Source organism: Streptomyces sp. NBC_00425 (assembly GCF_036030735.1).
Taxonomy (GTDB): Bacteria; Actinomycetota; Actinomycetes; order Streptomycetales; family Streptomycetaceae; genus Streptomyces.
The window spans coordinates 954,851-969,191 of sequence record NZ_CP107928.1; the positions used below are offsets into that span (position 1 = coordinate 954,851).

The window sequence follows — 14,341 nt, forward strand, 5'->3', positions numbered from 1 at the left end:
CCGGGCATCCCGTCCTGAGAGTCCCCCAGTGATCGAAGCGTCCATCGCGGCCGTGCCCGGGCTGCTCGTCTCCTTCCTGGTCCTCGCCGTCGTCGTGGCGGTTCCCACCGCACTGGTGGCGAGAGCCCTCGGCAGGCCCTGGCCGGTGCGCACGGCCCTGGCCGTCGAGCTGGCCGGCGTCCTGGCGGTGACACTGTTCCCCGGCGACGCCGGCCTCCAGGGGTGGCAGTGCGACACGGGAGCGCCCTCGCACCTGTTCACGTCGGAGGGTTCCCTGCTGAACACGGCCCTTTTCGCACCGGCCGGGTTTCTGGCCGTTCTGGTGTTCCGGCGGCCCGTCACGGTGGCTGTCGCGGGCGCGGCCCTGAGTGCGGCGGTCGAACTGACGCAGTCGGCCGTGCCGTTGGGCCGCTCGTGCAGCGTGACCGATCTCGCGGCGAACGCGACGGGGGCCGTGGCCGGTTCCCTGGCCGGGGCGCTGTGGCTCTGGCTGCGACACACTCCCCCGCGCCGGCCGCTGCGCGATCTCCTGGGAGGCGTCACCCTCGCCGCGGCCGGCGCGATGGCGGTGGCGGCGGTCTTCGACAGCCGGGTCACCGGGGTGAACATCGTGGCTCTTGACGAGCAGAAACGCGACCTCGTCGAGTCCTCCGTGCAGGCAGGCGAGTGGCTCACTGCCGTGGCCGAGGGCATCTACGGCAGCGGCACCGAGGTCACCGGGTCCGCCACGGAGGAGAGCGGTGGCCGGCTGAAGATCACCGTGGACACGAACCGCGGCAGCGTCTCGGGCTGGTGGCCCGACAAGGAACTGCTCAGCGCCTCGTCGTCGAACCGGCGTGGTGGCGCAGGGTCCCTCAGCCACAAGCAGGTCGCGGACGCTGCCGACGAGTTCGCGCGTCGGTGGGTTCCGCAGTACGCCGCAGGACGCGAGCGGACGATCCGTTCCGTCGGGGACGGCCCTGCCCGGACCTACCGGGTGACCTACCGGAGTCGTCCGGAGGCTGGGCCCACTCCCGTGCGCCTCGCCCTCACCGTCGACATCACCGCCGGTGACGGCACCCGTGACGGCGCCGACGCCCGGGTCACCGGGTTCTCCGTCGGCGGGGCCGAGGACCCCGCCGCGTCGCGCCGGCCCTGAGTCAGCAGGCGTCGTACTTCCAGGCGTCGCCCTCCAACACCCACGGCTGCGCCTGCTGGTCGAACTTCGGCAGCCCGGTGACCTTGTATCCGGCGCGCCCCGTCTTGCCGGACACCTCGGCCTGCACGTCGCTCACCGCGTGGTCCGCGCCGTAGTCGGCCGACGCCTTCTTCACCACTTCGGAGTACGCGGTCTTGGTGATCTTCTTCGCGCAGCGCGCGGACAACATGCCGTACGCGGTGTCCGCGTCGCCCGCGAAGTAGGAGGCGGTGTAGACGGCGACGGCCGCCTTGAGGTCGTCGCCCTCGTGTTCCGCGGGAACGCTGATGGTGGGCTCGGCGACGGGCGTGCCCGAGTCGCTCGCGGCCGGGGCGTCGTCGCCGGACGAGGAGCAGGCGGTGAGCGCGGCGAGAAGCAGGGCCGCGGTGACGATGGTGGCGCGGATGCGCATGGTGTCCCCCCTGGACGTGAAGCTTGCGCAGGAATGGTGCCATGGCGGACGCGGGGGAAGGCCCCGCCGGGAGGATTTCGCGGGGGCCTGTGACCAGGCTGCTGCCCAGATGTGACAGTCGGGCGCACGACGGGGGCGGCCGCCCCGGACGTAGGCTTCGTCCAGCACTGACATGACGGGGGCGGAGCGCATGACGGCTGGGACAGCACCGAGGTGGGGCTCGGCCCTCGATTCGGTCGTGGTGTACGCGCAGGGCGCCGTCTGCCGCCGCCTGGCCCGCGGCAGCGTGCCGCCGGGCGGCCGGGTCCGTGTGACGGGTCTCCCGCGCGCGCTGGACGCGGGATCCCTGCGCGTCCGTGTCACCGGCGGCGAGGGTTCGCGCGTCATCGAGGCACGCGTGGACGTCGAGGCGGAGCCGCTCGGCGCCACGGCGCCCGACGCGTTGCGCAGCGAGGTGGAGGCGCTGCGCGAGGAATGCGCGGCGGCGCAGGCCCGCCACGACCGGCAGGTGCGACTGATCGACGAGGTCAGGGCGCTGCGTCCGGTGCCGCCCGCCCGCAGGCGGGACGACCCGCACCGCCGCACCCCGGTGGACGCCTGGCTGGAACTCGCGGACTTCGTCGACGAACGGCTCACCGGGCTGCACTCCCGTCTCGCGGAGCTCGAGAAGGCGCTGGGCCGGGCCGAGCACGCCCTCGCGGTCGCCGCCGACCGGCTGGCACGCGCCTCCACCGACGTGCCGGCCGCCCACGTGCGGACCACGGTCTCCGCGCTGGTGACCTTCGACCGTGCCGGGGACGCGGAAGTGGAGCTGGAGTACGCGGTGCCGGGCGCGGTCTGGGCTCCCGCCTACCGGCTCACGCACCGTCAGGGCGAGGGCAGCGGCCGTCTGGTGCTGCGCGCCTCCGTCGCTCAGCGCACCGGCGAGGACTGGACCGGCGTCCGGCTCGCCCTGGCCACCGCCGATCTCGGGCGCCGTACCGACCTGCCCCGACTCCGCTCGCTGCGCATCGGACGCCGCCAGCCGGACCCCACGCCGTCCGGGTGGCGCGAGCCGCCGTTGGGTCTGGCCGATCTGTTCGCCGGCTACGACGCGGCCGGTCGCCGCCCCGCCGTGGCACGGAAGGCAGGCGGCGTCGGGGGCCGTCCCGTGCCCGTGGCTGCGGCCGGCACCCCCGTCCCCGTCCCCCCGCCGCCTCCGCCGCCCCCGCCGATGATGCCGATGGCGCCGCAGGGTTACGGCCGGCCGCTCGCCGCGGCCCCTGGTCACGGCGCACCGCCCCCGGCGCCCGGCGGTACCCACCCGCAGGCTTTCGGCGGCGGAGGGGAAGGCCACGCACAGCCGGCGTTCTCCCGCCCGGGCGACGGACGCCGCTCTCCCGCTGCGCCCGCCGCCATGCCGCCGGCCGCCATGCCCACGGCCCCCGGCCGGGCCGCGCCGCCTCGGTCTTCCGCACCCGCACCCGCGGTCCCCGGTCCGCCGCGGCCGAGCGGATCCGAACTCGACTACACGGCTCTCGTCCTGTGCGGACCGGACGAACAGCACGCTCGTCGCGGCCGGCTGTTCCCCGACGTCCCCTTCGACCCGACGGCGGCCGAGTACCGCCGCCGCGCCGAGAGCGTGGCCGCGCTGCCGCTGCCCGCCCACGCCGTGCGGCCCCGCGAGTCGGCGGGCTCATTCGACCACCGGTACGACGCCGTCGCCCGCGCCGACATCCCGTCCGACGGCACCTGGCACACCGTCACCGTCGGTGAGATCTCGGTCGGTCTGCGCACCGAGTACCTCTGTGTGCCGTCCGTGGAGCAGACCGTGTACGCGACGCTGGCGCTCTCCAACGCCACCGACCAGGCTCTGCCGGCGGGCCCCGTGGAGATCACCGCCGGCGACGACTTCCTGCTGACCGCGGCCTTGCCCACCCTCGCGCCGGGCGGTGTGTGCCGGGTGGGGCTGGGTCAGGCCGAGGGCGTCCGGGTGACCCGCCGCACGAATCTGCACGAGTCGACCTCGGGGCTGCGCAACTCCACCACCGTGCTCGACCACCGCGTCCACGTGGAGCTGGCCAACCGGCTCGCCGAGCCCGTCACCGTCGAGGTCCGCGAACGGGTGCCGGTCTCCTCCGACCCGGACGTCCGGATCGACGAACGGGCCGACTGGACCGCGCCGCCCACGGACACCGGCGCCGAACACCACGCGCCCGGCACCCGCGTCTGGCGGGTGGAGCTGCCCGCCGGCGCCACCACCGCCCTCGACGGCGGCTACGAGATCCGCATCCCCTCCGCCAAGACCTTGGCCGGCGGCAACCGCAGGAGCTGACGCACCCATGTCCACGGCACCCGAGCCGATCCCCCTGCCCGTCACGGCCGTCACCTGTCTGGAGGACCGCGCCCACGTCGAGCGCACCGCCGTCCTCGACCTCGAAGCCGGTGTCCAGCGGCTGCGTCTGGGGCCGGTGAGCGCGCTGGCCGTCGATCGCACACTGCACGCGGAGATCACCGCCGACGCCCCGGCGACCGTGCTCGACGCGCGGATCGTCCGTGGCTGGAGCCCGCGCGGGCCCCGGCCCACCGACGACGACAGCGCCCTGCGGCACCGCGTGCACGCCCTCGAAGAGGAGCTGCTCGTCCTGGGCCGGCAGCGCGACCGGCTGCAGACCCGCCTCGACGCACTCGGCCGTCTCGCCGCCGATCTGTTGCGCGAGATCGCTGAGGGCACCGGTCACGGAGAGGTCGAAGGGCCCCGCTGGGACCGCGAACTGGACCGTCTGGACGGCGAGCGGGATTCCCACGGAGAGCAACTACGCATCGTGGAGGCTCGGTTCGCCGCCCGAGCCGCCGAACTCGCGTCGGCTCGCGGGGCCATGGAGGTGGCCGAGGAAGAACCGGCCGAACTGACCGGCCACATCGAACTGACCGTGGAGGCGGCGGCCGCGGGGCGGGCCGGTCTGCGGCTGAGCCACCTCACCGCCTGTGCGCTGTGGCGGCCGGTCTACCGGGCCGTGCTCGAGGGAGACTCCCTTTCGCTGGAGACCGACGCGATGGTCTGGCAGCGCACCGGCGAGGACTGGTCCGATGTGACGTTGACCCTGTCCACGGCCCGTTCGGCGCAGGCCGCCGTTCCGCCGCGGCTGCGGGAGGACCGGCTCACCCTCCAGGACCGCTCCCCCGCGGAGCGCCGCAGCGTCGACGTAGAACTGCGCGAGGAGGAGATCGCGGACCTCGGCCCCGCGCCGGTGGTCGGCCTTCCGGGCGTGGACGACGGCGGCGAGACGCGGGTGCTGCACGCCCCCGCGCCGGTACGGGTCCCCGGGGACGGGCGCGGCCACCGCGTACCGCTCTCCGCGTTCACCACGACCGCGAGTGTGGAGCACGCCTGCGCGCCCGAGTTGTCCCCGCTGGTCACCCAGGTGGCCCGGTTCGACAACCGGTCCGGCCACGCCCTGCTGGCCGGCCCGGTCGACCTGGTGCGCCGCAGCGGGTACAGCGGCCGCGGCACCCTGGACTTCACCGCTCCAGGAGCCCGCGTCGAACTCGCCTTCGGCAGCCTCGACGACCACCGCGTCGTCCGGGACACCGAGGAGGTTCGCGACACCTCCGCCCTCACCCAGCGAACCGTCCTGACCCGTACGGTCCGACTGCATCTGTCCCGCTTCTCCGCCCCGGACGACACCCCGGAGGCATCCGACGCACCCGACGCACCCGACGACGGAGTGATCGTCGTGCGTGAACGGATGCCTGTCTCCGAGATCTCGGCCGTGCAGACGCGCCTGCGCGAAGACGCCTGCTCCCCCGCGCCCGACGCGGTCGACGCCGACGGCATCGTCCGGTGGGACCTCACTCTCGCACCCGGCGGCCACCGCACGGTCACCCTCGTCTACGAGATGACGGCGAGCAGCAAGGTCAGCGGCCTGTGACGGACGGTCCGGGAGCCGGGCTCCGGAAAGGCCCGAGACCGGTCAGGCGGTGACGGATGCGTTCACGGCCCGCTCCCAGAACTCCAGTCCCGAGCGGAGCAGTTCACGCACCGCTGCGGTCTCCTCGTCCGTCCAGGCTCCGTCTGCGGCGGTCGGCTCGAGGGCTTCGCCGCCGAAGATCTTCTCGTAGGCGCGGTCCTGGAGCGGCCCCCGGGAGGGCAGGGCCGGGTGGTCGTCCAGGCTGTGGGAAAGGTCGTCGAAGAAGTTCCAGGCTTCCAGCAGCTGTCCCGCCGAGACCGGGCCGTCGTCGGGGGTTTCCACCCACCGGCGTACGGCTGCGAGATCGAGAGTGGCCTCGCCCTCCCGGACCAGCTCCCAGCCGTTGCGGTCGCAGTGGTCCTCGAGGGTGGCCAGGTCGCGGAACGTGAGGAGCCTTCCCAGGTCGTCGACAGCGAGCGCGTCGGGGTCGTCGCCCTCGCCGGGCCGCCAGATCAGGGTCGACTCCCCTCTCGTGGTGGCGATGCGGTACGGATGGCAGTCGGCCATGCGGGATCTCCCGTGGTGCTCCGGTGTCGTGGCGCGGCGGCCACGGGGATCATCCTGCCTGCTCATCACGTCGGACGGTGACCGCATTTACGCAGGCTCGTGCCGGGAGGCGGCGATGGCGGAGGCGGTGGAGTCGGACGGCTCCTCACACGAGCTGGTAGCCGCGCAGGCCCGTGAGCAGAAGGTACGTGTCCTGCAGGGACCCGGAGGTGTCGCCGAGCGAGCGGTAGACGCCCCACTTCGGGCGTACCCGGTCGGCCAGGAAGGTGTCGACGCCGGTCTTCGAGGCGTCGACGACGGTCGCGCCGCCGCTCTTGAGGATCCATCGGACCGAGCCCGCCGAGCCGTTGCCGACCTTGATCTGGAAGTCGACGTCGGTCCACCTGTCGTGCAGCGGGTCCAGGTCGGTGCGGCCGACGAGGATGTCGTCGACGGGGAGTCTCAGCTCGATGGTCTGCCGGCCGTTCACCCTGCGCAGTGACTGCACGACGATCGGGGAGGTGCCGTTGCCGGGCTGTTTCATCTGCATGATGTGCGTGAAGGTGGTGGTCGCCTTCAGCGAGCTGGGGATGTACATCGAGTAGGTGACCCGCCAGGTCTGACCCGAGCCCCAGGTGAGGTAGTCGGCGCCGCTGCCGTTGCGCAGGCCCGTGACCTCCTGGCGCTGACGGTCGGTCGAGGTGTCCCGGTCGGCCCTGTGCATGGTGAAACGCCAGTTGTCGCCCTCGGTCCGGATGTGCGGCTGTCCGGCGGGGTGGGAGTCGGCGCGGTCGTCCTCGACGGTCTCGAAGGCGCCGAGGCCGTCACGGCGCGCCGTCGGGGCCCACTTCTGCTGCCAGGAGGCGGCGTGTGCGGCGCCGGGCAGGCCGACGACCGAGGCCGTCGCCGCACCGCCGAGCGCCGCGCCGAGCAGGGTCCTGCGGGATGTGCTCAAGACTGGCTCACCTCGTTCACGTCCGAAGTTCACATACATGACCCAGATTCACACAGCAGTTCCTGGGGTGTGCAACAGAGTCCCGGTCGGATCAGGCGCGGTCAATGGTCCGGACCGATGAGGTCCGGTTCGATTCCGGCCAATATCCGGTTCCCGCAGGAGGGTTGACGGCGTCGAGGGCGAGGGTCCACGTTGTACGGCACCCAGTAAGGAAACTTTCCTAACAGAAGGGTCCCCCACCGTGCGCCCTCGATCACTGACCCTCACGGCGGCCGCCGGCGCCGCTCTCCTGGCCACCGCCTTCCTGCCCTCGAACGCCTCCGGTCTCGCCCGGGGTTCCGGCGCGGACGCCGACCGCCCCGCCGCGGCGCAGGAGGGATCGGTCAGCGCCGCCGCCCTGCTGGCCAAGGTGACGTCGTGCTCGCAGATATCGAGCGGCAAGTACCGGACCGACGAGGAGACGTCGGCCACCGTCCCGGTGTGCGGCAAGAACGGCGCGGTCTTCTGGAAGGCCGACATGGACGTCGACTGCGACGGGCAGCGGACCTCCAAGTGCAGTGAGGCCACCGACCCCTGGTACCAGGACGACACGGCCTTCCACCAGTCGGACGGCAGGCCGCTGCGCGCCGACACCCTGCCCTACGTCGTCGTGCCCAGCTCCAGCTCGCTGTGGAACTACGGCTCGGCCGGCATCAAGGGCGGCGGGGTGGTCGCGGTGATCTACCAGAACAAGTTGGAGTACGCGGTCGTCGGCGACACCGGCCCCACGAAGATCATCGGCGAGGCCTCGTACGCGACGGCCAAGGCGCTCGGCATCGATCCGGACCCGGAGAACGGCGGCACCGACTCCGGCGTCACCTACATCCTGTTCAAGAACTCGAAGGTGTCCCCCATCGAGAGCCACAGCGCGGCCGTCAGCCTCGGAGACCGGCTCGCCCAGGCCTTCCTCCGTGACAACTGACGCACCCCTGCGGCGTGGTCACAGCTCCCACACCACCGGCAGCGAGGCGTCCGCGCCGTCCGCGGAGTAGTCGTGGGCGACGTCGAGCAGGCCGGCCATCCGCGCCTGCCACGCGGTGTTGACGGGCAGCTTCTCGAGTTCGGCGATCATCGCCGGGTAGTCCGCGACGTCCAGCAGGTGGAACAGGTCCGTGCCGCTGCGCCAGATGGTCCACTCGGTCACCCCCGCGGCGCGGATGGCGGCGGTCAGCTCCTCGGGCACCTCGCGGTGCGCGGCCTCGTACTCCGCGACACGGTCGGCGCGGACCTTGGTGTGCAGGGCGACCCTCATGACGGCTCCTCGGACGACGTGGCTCTCCCGGCCCGGGCGGCGTGCCCGGCCGGAGCGGTCCGCCCACCCGGCGTGGCCGAGGGGACGGGGGTGCGGGGGTCGAGCAGTCCCTCGGCGCGCAGCTCGTCCCACAGGGCGTCCGGGATCGGGCGTCGCAGCTGGTGCACGGTGTCGTGCACCTCCTGCGGCGACCGCGCCCCGGTCAGGACGCTCGTCACCGCGGGATGGCCGAACGGGAAGCGCAGCGCGGCGGCCCGCAGCGGCACGCCGTGGCGCTCGGTGACCGCCTGCAGCCGCAGCGCCCGGTCGAGCACCGGCCGGGGAGCCGGTACGTAGTCGTAGGTGGCGCCGTGCCGGGGCGCGGTGAGCAGACCGGAGTTGAACACCCCGCCGATGACGACGCCTCGGCCGCGGGCTGCTGCCTCCGGCAGCAGTTCGGCGAGCCCGTCCTGGTCCAGGAGCGTGTAGCGGCCGGCCAGCAGGACCACGTCGATGTCGGTCTCGCGCACGAACCGGGCGGGCAGCGCCGACTGGTTCGTCCCGATCCCGATCGCGCCGATCACGCCCTCGGCGCGCAGCCGCTCCAGCGCCGGGTACGCCTCCCGCAACGCCTGCTCGGCGTGGGCGTCGGGGTCGTGCAGCAGGGCCACGTCGACGCGGTCGACGCCGAGCCGTTCGAGGCTCGCCTCCAGGGAGCGCAGCACCCCGTCCGCGCTGAAGTCCCACACTCTGCGGTGGGTGGCCGGGACGGCGAAACCGTGCGCCAGGTCGTCGCCGGCGCCCCCCTGCGGATGCGGGACGAGCAGCCGGCCCACCTTGGTGGAGAGGGTGTAGGCGTCACGGGGGCGGTCGCGCAGCGCGGCGCCCAGCCGACGTTCCGACAGACCGAGCCCGTAGTGGGGCGCGGTGTCGAACGTGCGGATGCCGGCGTCCCAGGCGGCGTCCACGGTGGCACGGGCGTCGGCGTCGCAGACCGGTCGGTAGAGGTTGCCGAGAGCCGCGCAGCCCAGCGCCAGCTCCGGGGCCGCTACCTCGCCCGCGCCCGGCCCGGTGGTCCTCACGACCGGTCCGCGGGCCGCAGCCGCAGCCCCTGCATGCCGCCGTCCACCGCGAGCGAGGTGCCGGTGACGGAGGCCGCGGCGGGACTCGCCAGGTAGACGATGGCCGCGGCGACTTCGTCCGCGGTGACCAGGCGTCCCATGGGCTGTCGGGCGTTGAGCGCGGCGCGCTCGCGCTCGGGGTCGTCCGCCGCGTCGAGAAGCCGGGAGACCCAGGGTGTGTCGGCGGTGCCCGGGTTCACGCAGTTGACCCGGATGCCCTCGCGGACGTGGTCGGCGGCCATGGCGAGAGTGAGCGAGAGGACCGCCCCCTTGCTGGCGCAGTACAGGGCGCGCTGGGGAAGGCCCGCCGTGGCCCCGATCGAGCAGGTGTTGACGACCGCCGCATGCGCGGAGCGACGCAGATGCGGCAGGGCGGCGCGGGTGACGCGCACGATGCCGACGACGTTGACGTCCAGGACCCGGTGCCAGTCGTCGTCCGTGTTGTCCTCGACGGTGCCCACCGCGCCGATGCCCGCGTTGTTCACCAGGATGTCCAGGCCGCCGAGCCGCTCGGCGGCCTGTTGCACGGCCGTACGCACCGAGGCGTCGTGCGTGACGTCGGCCCGGAAGCCGAGCAGCGGCTCGCCGACGCCGTCCGGGTCGAGGTCGAGGACGGCGACCGACGCGCCCCGCGCCGCCAGTGTGCGGGCGGTCGCGAGGCCGATGCCGGACGCGCCCCCGGTGACGATCGCCCTGAGCCCTGACAGATCGGTCATGCGGTCCCTCCCTGAGCTGCGCGGTCGGCGGCCCAGAACGCGCCGTCCGGGTAGTGGTACGCGGCGATCGACTCCTCGCGCATGGTGGCGGAGAACCCGGGCGCGAGCGGCGCGGAGTAGCGGCCGTCGCGCATGACGACGGGCGCGGTGAAGTGCTCGTGGAGGTGGTCGACGAACTCGATGACGCGGTTCTCGGTCGTGCCGGAGAGCGCCAGGTAGTCGAACATCGACAGGTGCTGCACCAGCTCGCACAGACCCACCCCGCCGGCGTGCGGGCAGACCGGCACCCCGAACTTGGCGGCGAGCAGCAGGATCGCGAGGTTCTCGTTGACGCCGCCGACCCGGGCCGCGTCGATCTGCAGGACGTCGATGGCGCCGGCCTGGAGGAGCTGTTTGAAGACGATGCGGTTCTGCACGTGCTCGCCGGTGGCGACCTTCACGGGCGCCACGGCGCGGCGTACGGCGGCGTGGCCGAGAACGTCGTCCGGGCTGGTGGGCTCCTCGATCCAGTACGGGTCGAACTCGGCGAGCGCGTTGGTCCACTCGATCGCCTCGTCCACGTTCCATCGCTGGTTGGCGTCGATGGCGATGCGGATTCCGCTGCCGACGGCGGCGCGGGCGGTGCGCAGGCGGCGGATGTCGTCGTCCAGGTCCGCGCCGACCTTCAGCTTGATCTGGGTGAAGCCGTCGGCGACGGCCTGCTTGGCCAGCCGGGTGAGCTTGTCGTCGGAGTAGCCGAGCCAGCCCGGGGAGGTGGTGTAGCCCGGGTAGCCGTCCTGCAGCAGAGACGTCTCCCGCTCCGCGATGCCGGTGCGGCCCTCGCGCAGCAGCCTCAGGGCGTCCTCGGGGGTGAGGGCGTCGGCGATGTAGCGGAAGTCGACCTGGGAGACGAGCCACTCGGGTTCGGCGTGGGCGAGCAACTGCCACAGCGGCTTGTCCTCGCGCTTGGCGGCGAGGTCCCACACGGCGTTGAGCACGGCGCCGATCGCCATGTGCATCACGCCCTTCTCGGGGCCGAGCCAGCGCAGTTGGCTGTCGCCGATCAGGTCACGGCTGAGCGAACCGGGGTCGGCGCACAGGTCCTGGACGCTCCGCCCGACGATGTGGGGTCTCAGCGCGCCGATCGCCGCGACCTGGACGTCGTTGCCACGTCCGATGGTGAAGGTGAAGCCATGGCCCTCGTGTCCGTCACCGGCGTCGGTGCGCAGGACGACGTAGGCGGCGGAGTAGTCGGGGTCCGGGTTCATCGCGTCGGAGCCGTCCAGTTCCCGCGAGGTGGGGAAGCGGACGTCGTAGGTGTCGACCGCGGTGATCCGGGCGGAGGTTGCAGTCAAGGTGCTGCCTTTCACGCTTGGGCGAAGGTCTGACGCTGGGCGCCGAGGCCGTCGACGGAGAGCTCGACGGTGTCGCCGGGGCGGAGGTAGGGAGTGCCGGGCAGGCCGAGGGCCACGCCCGCGGGCGTTCCGGTGTTGATCACGTCACCGGGCTCCAGGACCAGGTACCGGCTCAGGTAGGACACGAGGTGGTCGACCGCGAAGATCATGTCCCCGGTGTGGCCGTCCTGTCGCTTCTCGCCGTTGACGCTCAGATGCAGGGCGAGGTTCTGCGGGTCGCCCACCTCGTCGGCGGTGACGAGCCACGGCCCGAGCGGATTGAAGGTCTCGCAGGACTTGCCGAGGTCCCACTGGGACGAGTACTCGAGCTGGAACTCGCGCTCGGAGACGTCGTGGCTGACCGCGTATCCCGCGATCACGTCCCGGGCGGCCCGCGGTCCGTCGAGGTAGCGGGCCCGACGACCGATGACGACGGCGAGCTCGACCTCCCAGTCGGTCTTCACCGAGCCGCGCGGAATCAGCACCTCGTCGTACGGGCCGACGACCGTGCCCGGGTCCTTCATGAACACCACCGGACGCGGCGGGATCGCCGCGCCGGTCTCGGCGGCGTGGTCGCGGTAGTTCAGACCGACACAGACGATCTTGCCGGGACGGGCGACCGGAGCGCCGACGCGCAGGCCGGCCGGGTCGAGCTCGGGCAGTTCTCCCGCCGTGACGGCCACGCGGGCCCGGTCGACTCCGCCCGAGGCCAGGAAGGCGCCGTCGATGTCCGGCGTCACGGACGACAGGTCGAGCAGCCGGCCGTCGTCGGTGCGGACGGCGGGGCGCTCCTGTCCGGGGGCGCCGACTCGAAGCAGTTTCACTGGGGCAACTCCTCTGCCGTGCGGGTTTCCGCCGTGCGTGTTCCGTCTGAGGGTCGGCCGGCCGGCCGTGGGGCGGGGCCGGTCGGGTCGTCCAGGCTTGGACCGTTCCGCGGTGCTCATGCGCCCGCGCACCCAGTCATCGGATGTATGGCGGCAGAGCGACCATAGATGCGGAATCCGGAGCTGACAATGGATTCCTCGGATGTATTTCCGGACCCTTGCCGGCCCAGCACCTTCCGGTCCCTGTCCGCCATGGCCATGCCCAGGAGTGAGAGGCGCCACACGAGTCACCATCCGATGAATCCCCTGCCGTGCTCTCGATGATCCGCCTCAGCGAGGGCGGGATATGCGGACACGCCCATGATTGTCCCGAAGAAGGACACCGGCCTCACCGCGGGCGTCTCCGGCCCGCCGCCGCCCGACCGACGGTGCCGTTGCCGAATCGTGAGCCCGTCGCAACTCGTCGCCCGATCCCTGCGCAGCCTTGAAATCCCAGGTCGGACGGTATGGCGACCGGCAATGCCGGGAGCCGGAGCCACGCCTGGGCGGCTCCCGGCACGATGTGCCGCAAATCGTCGGCCCGCGGAGTCTTGTCAATCTCGGCAACGTCGTCGTAACGTCCTGGTCGTCCGAGATACATCGGAGGAATGGTTCGCATCGTCCGGTGCGCCGTTCGGGCCGCACCCGTGCGGCCGCCCGCTGCCGCCGTCTCGGTCACCGGCTGACCCTCATTCCCCTCCTCCTCGGGCACGATCCGCGCATTCGACACCAGGATCGGCACCTGCCCGGCCGGCGCCTCCGCCCCCTCCCGACAGGCGGGTACGCCTCCCCTCCCACCGTCGCCCTGCGGCCCCGCGCCCCTGGCTTAGGAGAGAACACGGCCATGAAGCTCGCTCACACCCGCTCCACCGCCGCAGCCGTCAGCGCCGTCGTCGCGGTCCTGGCCCTAACCACCGCGTGCAACCGCGAGAGCACCGGCTCGACGTCGGCGGGCGGCGACAAGCCCGCCCTCGGCATCGACCTGCCGCGTTCCGACTCCGACTTCTGGAACTCCTACGCGCAGTACCTCAAGGGCGACATCAAGACGGACGGCGTCAACGCCCTGCCCCTGAGCAATTCGCAGAACGACGTCACCAAGCTGGTCGCCAACGTCCAGGTGTTCCAGAACACCGGAGCCAAGGCCGTCGTCATGGCTCCCCAGGACACCGGCGCGATCGCGTCGACCCTCGACACCCTCGCGTCGAAGAAGATCCCGGTGGTCAGCGTGGACACCAGACCCGACAAGGGCGACGTCTACATGGTCGTCCGCGCGGACAACCGCGCGTACGGCACCAAGGCCTGCGAGTTCCTCGGCAAGCAGCTGGGCGGCACGGGCAAGGTCGCCGAATTCCAGGGGGCGCTGGACTCGATCAACGGGCGCGACCGCTCCGAGGCGTTCGCGGAGTGCATGAAGACGAAGTTCCCGAAGATCAAGGTGTTCGAGCTGCCGACCGACTGGAAGGGCGACGTGGCCTCCGCCAAACTGCAGAGCCTGCTCGCCCAGCACCCCGACCTGAACGGCGTCTACATGCAGGCCGGCGGTGTCTTCCTGCAACCGACCCTGGCCCTGCTGGAGCAGAAGGGCCTGCTCAAGCCCGTCGGCCAGAAGGGCCACATCTCCATCGTCTCCAACGACGGCATCCCGCAGGAGTTCGACGCGATCCGCAAGGGCCAGATCGACGCCACCGTCTCCCAGCCCGCGGACCTCTACGCCAAGTACGCGCTGTACTACGCGGAGGCCGCCGCCGAGGGGAAGACCTTCAAGCCGGGTGCCACCGACCACGACTCCACCATCATCAAGATCCCCAACGGCCTCGAGGACCAGCTGCCGGCGCCGCTGGTCACCAAGGACAACGTGGACGACAAGACCCTGTGGGGCAACAACGTCGGCTGACGTCCGGCAGTCCCAGCACGCCGTGCCGGGGGGACGGACCACGCCCGACGCCCGCCCCCGGTCGGCACGGGTGCACACCCCGCCCCCCGGTCCCAGCCCCCGTACACGAAGGACGGTATCCACC

The 14,341-nt window shown here is 72.4% G+C and carries 13 protein-coding genes; 5 read left to right on the plus strand and 8 right to left on the minus strand.

Annotated features, from left to right (window positions below):
• The first annotated feature begins 28 nt into the window (after positions 1–28).
• Positions 29–1,138, plus strand: a complete 1,110-nt coding sequence (locus OHS82_RS04160) for a VanZ family protein (RefSeq protein WP_328433299.1) — start codon at positions 29–31, stop codon at positions 1,136–1,138.
• A gap of 1 nt (position 1,139) precedes the next feature.
• Here the strand turns inward: OHS82_RS04160 and OHS82_RS04165 are convergent, their stop codons facing one another.
• Entirely contained in the window at positions 1,140–1,589 is a 450-nt protein-coding gene (locus OHS82_RS04165) for a hypothetical protein (protein WP_057582030.1), read from the minus strand.
• A gap of 190 nt (positions 1,590–1,779) precedes the next feature.
• On the opposite strand from OHS82_RS04165, the gene OHS82_RS04170 reads away from it, so the two are divergent.
• Positions 1,780–3,903 carry a DUF4139 domain-containing protein gene (locus tag OHS82_RS04170; RefSeq protein WP_328433300.1) on the plus strand — a complete coding sequence of 708 codons (2,124 nt, stop codon included), beginning with the start codon at positions 1,780–1,782 and terminating at the stop codon, positions 3,901–3,903.
• Between the two features lie 7 nt (positions 3,904–3,910).
• Positions 3,911–5,500 (plus strand): DUF4139 domain-containing protein, encoded by a 1,590-nt coding sequence (locus tag OHS82_RS04175; protein ID WP_328433301.1) that lies wholly within the window; start codon positions 3,911–3,913, stop codon positions 5,498–5,500.
• Positions 5,501–5,542: 42 nt separating this feature from the next.
• Here the strand turns inward: OHS82_RS04175 and OHS82_RS04180 are convergent, their stop codons facing one another.
• Together OHS82_RS04180 and OHS82_RS04185 are read right to left on the minus strand one after the other, a co-directional pair.
• Positions 5,543–6,046 carry a hypothetical protein gene (locus OHS82_RS04180; protein WP_057582033.1) on the minus strand — a complete coding sequence of 168 codons (504 nt, stop codon included), beginning with the start codon at positions 6,044–6,046 and terminating at the stop codon, positions 5,543–5,545.
• A gap of 145 nt (positions 6,047–6,191) precedes the next feature.
• Positions 6,192–6,980 (minus strand): heparin lyase I family protein, encoded by a 789-nt coding sequence (locus OHS82_RS04185; protein ID WP_057582034.1) that lies wholly within the window; start codon positions 6,978–6,980, stop codon positions 6,192–6,194.
• Positions 6,981–7,221: 241 nt separating this feature from the next.
• On the opposite strand from OHS82_RS04185, the gene OHS82_RS04190 reads away from it, so the two are divergent.
• Positions 7,222–7,941, plus strand: a complete 720-nt coding sequence (locus OHS82_RS04190; RefSeq protein ID WP_328433302.1) for a glycoside hydrolase family 75 protein — start codon at positions 7,222–7,224, stop codon at positions 7,939–7,941.
• An 18-nt stretch (positions 7,942–7,959) separates the two neighbouring features.
• Here the strand turns inward: OHS82_RS04190 and OHS82_RS04195 are convergent, their stop codons facing one another.
• From OHS82_RS04195 to OHS82_RS04215, 5 genes are read right to left on the minus strand one after another with little or no spacing between them, the layout of a single operon-like run.
• A complete protein-coding gene (locus OHS82_RS04195; RefSeq protein ID WP_057582036.1) occupies positions 7,960–8,271 on the minus strand; it encodes an L-rhamnose mutarotase in 312 nt (103 codons plus the stop codon).
• A complete protein-coding gene (locus tag OHS82_RS04200; RefSeq protein WP_328433303.1) occupies positions 8,268–9,332 on the minus strand; it encodes an aldo/keto reductase in 1,065 nt (354 codons plus the stop codon). The genes OHS82_RS04195 and OHS82_RS04200 overlap by 4 nt, the downstream gene beginning before the upstream one ends.
• Positions 9,329–10,087: an SDR family NAD(P)-dependent oxidoreductase gene (locus OHS82_RS04205; RefSeq protein WP_057582037.1), complete on the minus strand. Its 759-nt coding sequence runs from the start codon at positions 10,085–10,087 to the stop codon at positions 9,329–9,331. Before OHS82_RS04205 ends, OHS82_RS04200 begins: the two co-directional genes overlap by 4 nt.
• Positions 10,084–11,421: an L-fuconate dehydratase gene (locus tag OHS82_RS04210; RefSeq protein WP_057582038.1), complete on the minus strand. Its 1,338-nt coding sequence runs from the start codon at positions 11,419–11,421 to the stop codon at positions 10,084–10,086. The genes OHS82_RS04205 and OHS82_RS04210 overlap by 4 nt, the downstream gene beginning before the upstream one ends.
• Before the next feature lie 11 nt (positions 11,422–11,432).
• Positions 11,433–12,284, minus strand: coding sequence for a fumarylacetoacetate hydrolase family protein (locus tag OHS82_RS04215; protein WP_057582039.1), 852 nt, complete (start codon positions 12,282–12,284; stop codon positions 11,433–11,435).
• 883 nt (positions 12,285–13,167) lie between these two features.
• Between OHS82_RS04215 and OHS82_RS04220 the strand changes: the two genes are divergently transcribed.
• Entirely contained in the window at positions 13,168–14,217 is a 1,050-nt protein-coding gene (locus OHS82_RS04220) for a sugar ABC transporter substrate-binding protein (protein ID WP_057582040.1), read from the plus strand.
• Positions 14,218–14,341: the final 124 nt, after the last annotated feature.

Excerpts from the sequence above, each read along its gene's own strand:
- OHS82_RS04170 (WP_328433300.1), top strand. The coding sequence starts at position 1,780 with ATGACGGCTGGGACAGCACCGAGGTGGGGCTCGGCCCTCGATTCGGTC.
- OHS82_RS04180 (WP_057582033.1), bottom strand. The coding sequence starts at position 6,046 with ATGGCCGACTGCCATCCGTACCGCATCGCCACCACGAGAGGGGAGTCG.
- OHS82_RS04175 (WP_328433301.1), top strand. The coding sequence starts at position 3,911 with ATGTCCACGGCACCCGAGCCGATCCCCCTGCCCGTCACGGCCGTCACC.
- OHS82_RS04165 (WP_057582030.1), bottom strand. The coding sequence starts at position 1,589 with ATGCGCATCCGCGCCACCATCGTCACCGCGGCCCTGCTTCTCGCCGCG.
- OHS82_RS04195 (WP_057582036.1), bottom strand. The coding sequence starts at position 8,271 with ATGAGGGTCGCCCTGCACACCAAGGTCCGCGCCGACCGTGTCGCGGAG.
- OHS82_RS04205 (WP_057582037.1), bottom strand. The coding sequence starts at position 10,087 with ATGACCGATCTGTCAGGGCTCAGGGCGATCGTCACCGGGGGCGCGTCC.
- OHS82_RS04220 (WP_057582040.1), top strand. The coding sequence starts at position 13,168 with ATGAAGCTCGCTCACACCCGCTCCACCGCCGCAGCCGTCAGCGCCGTC.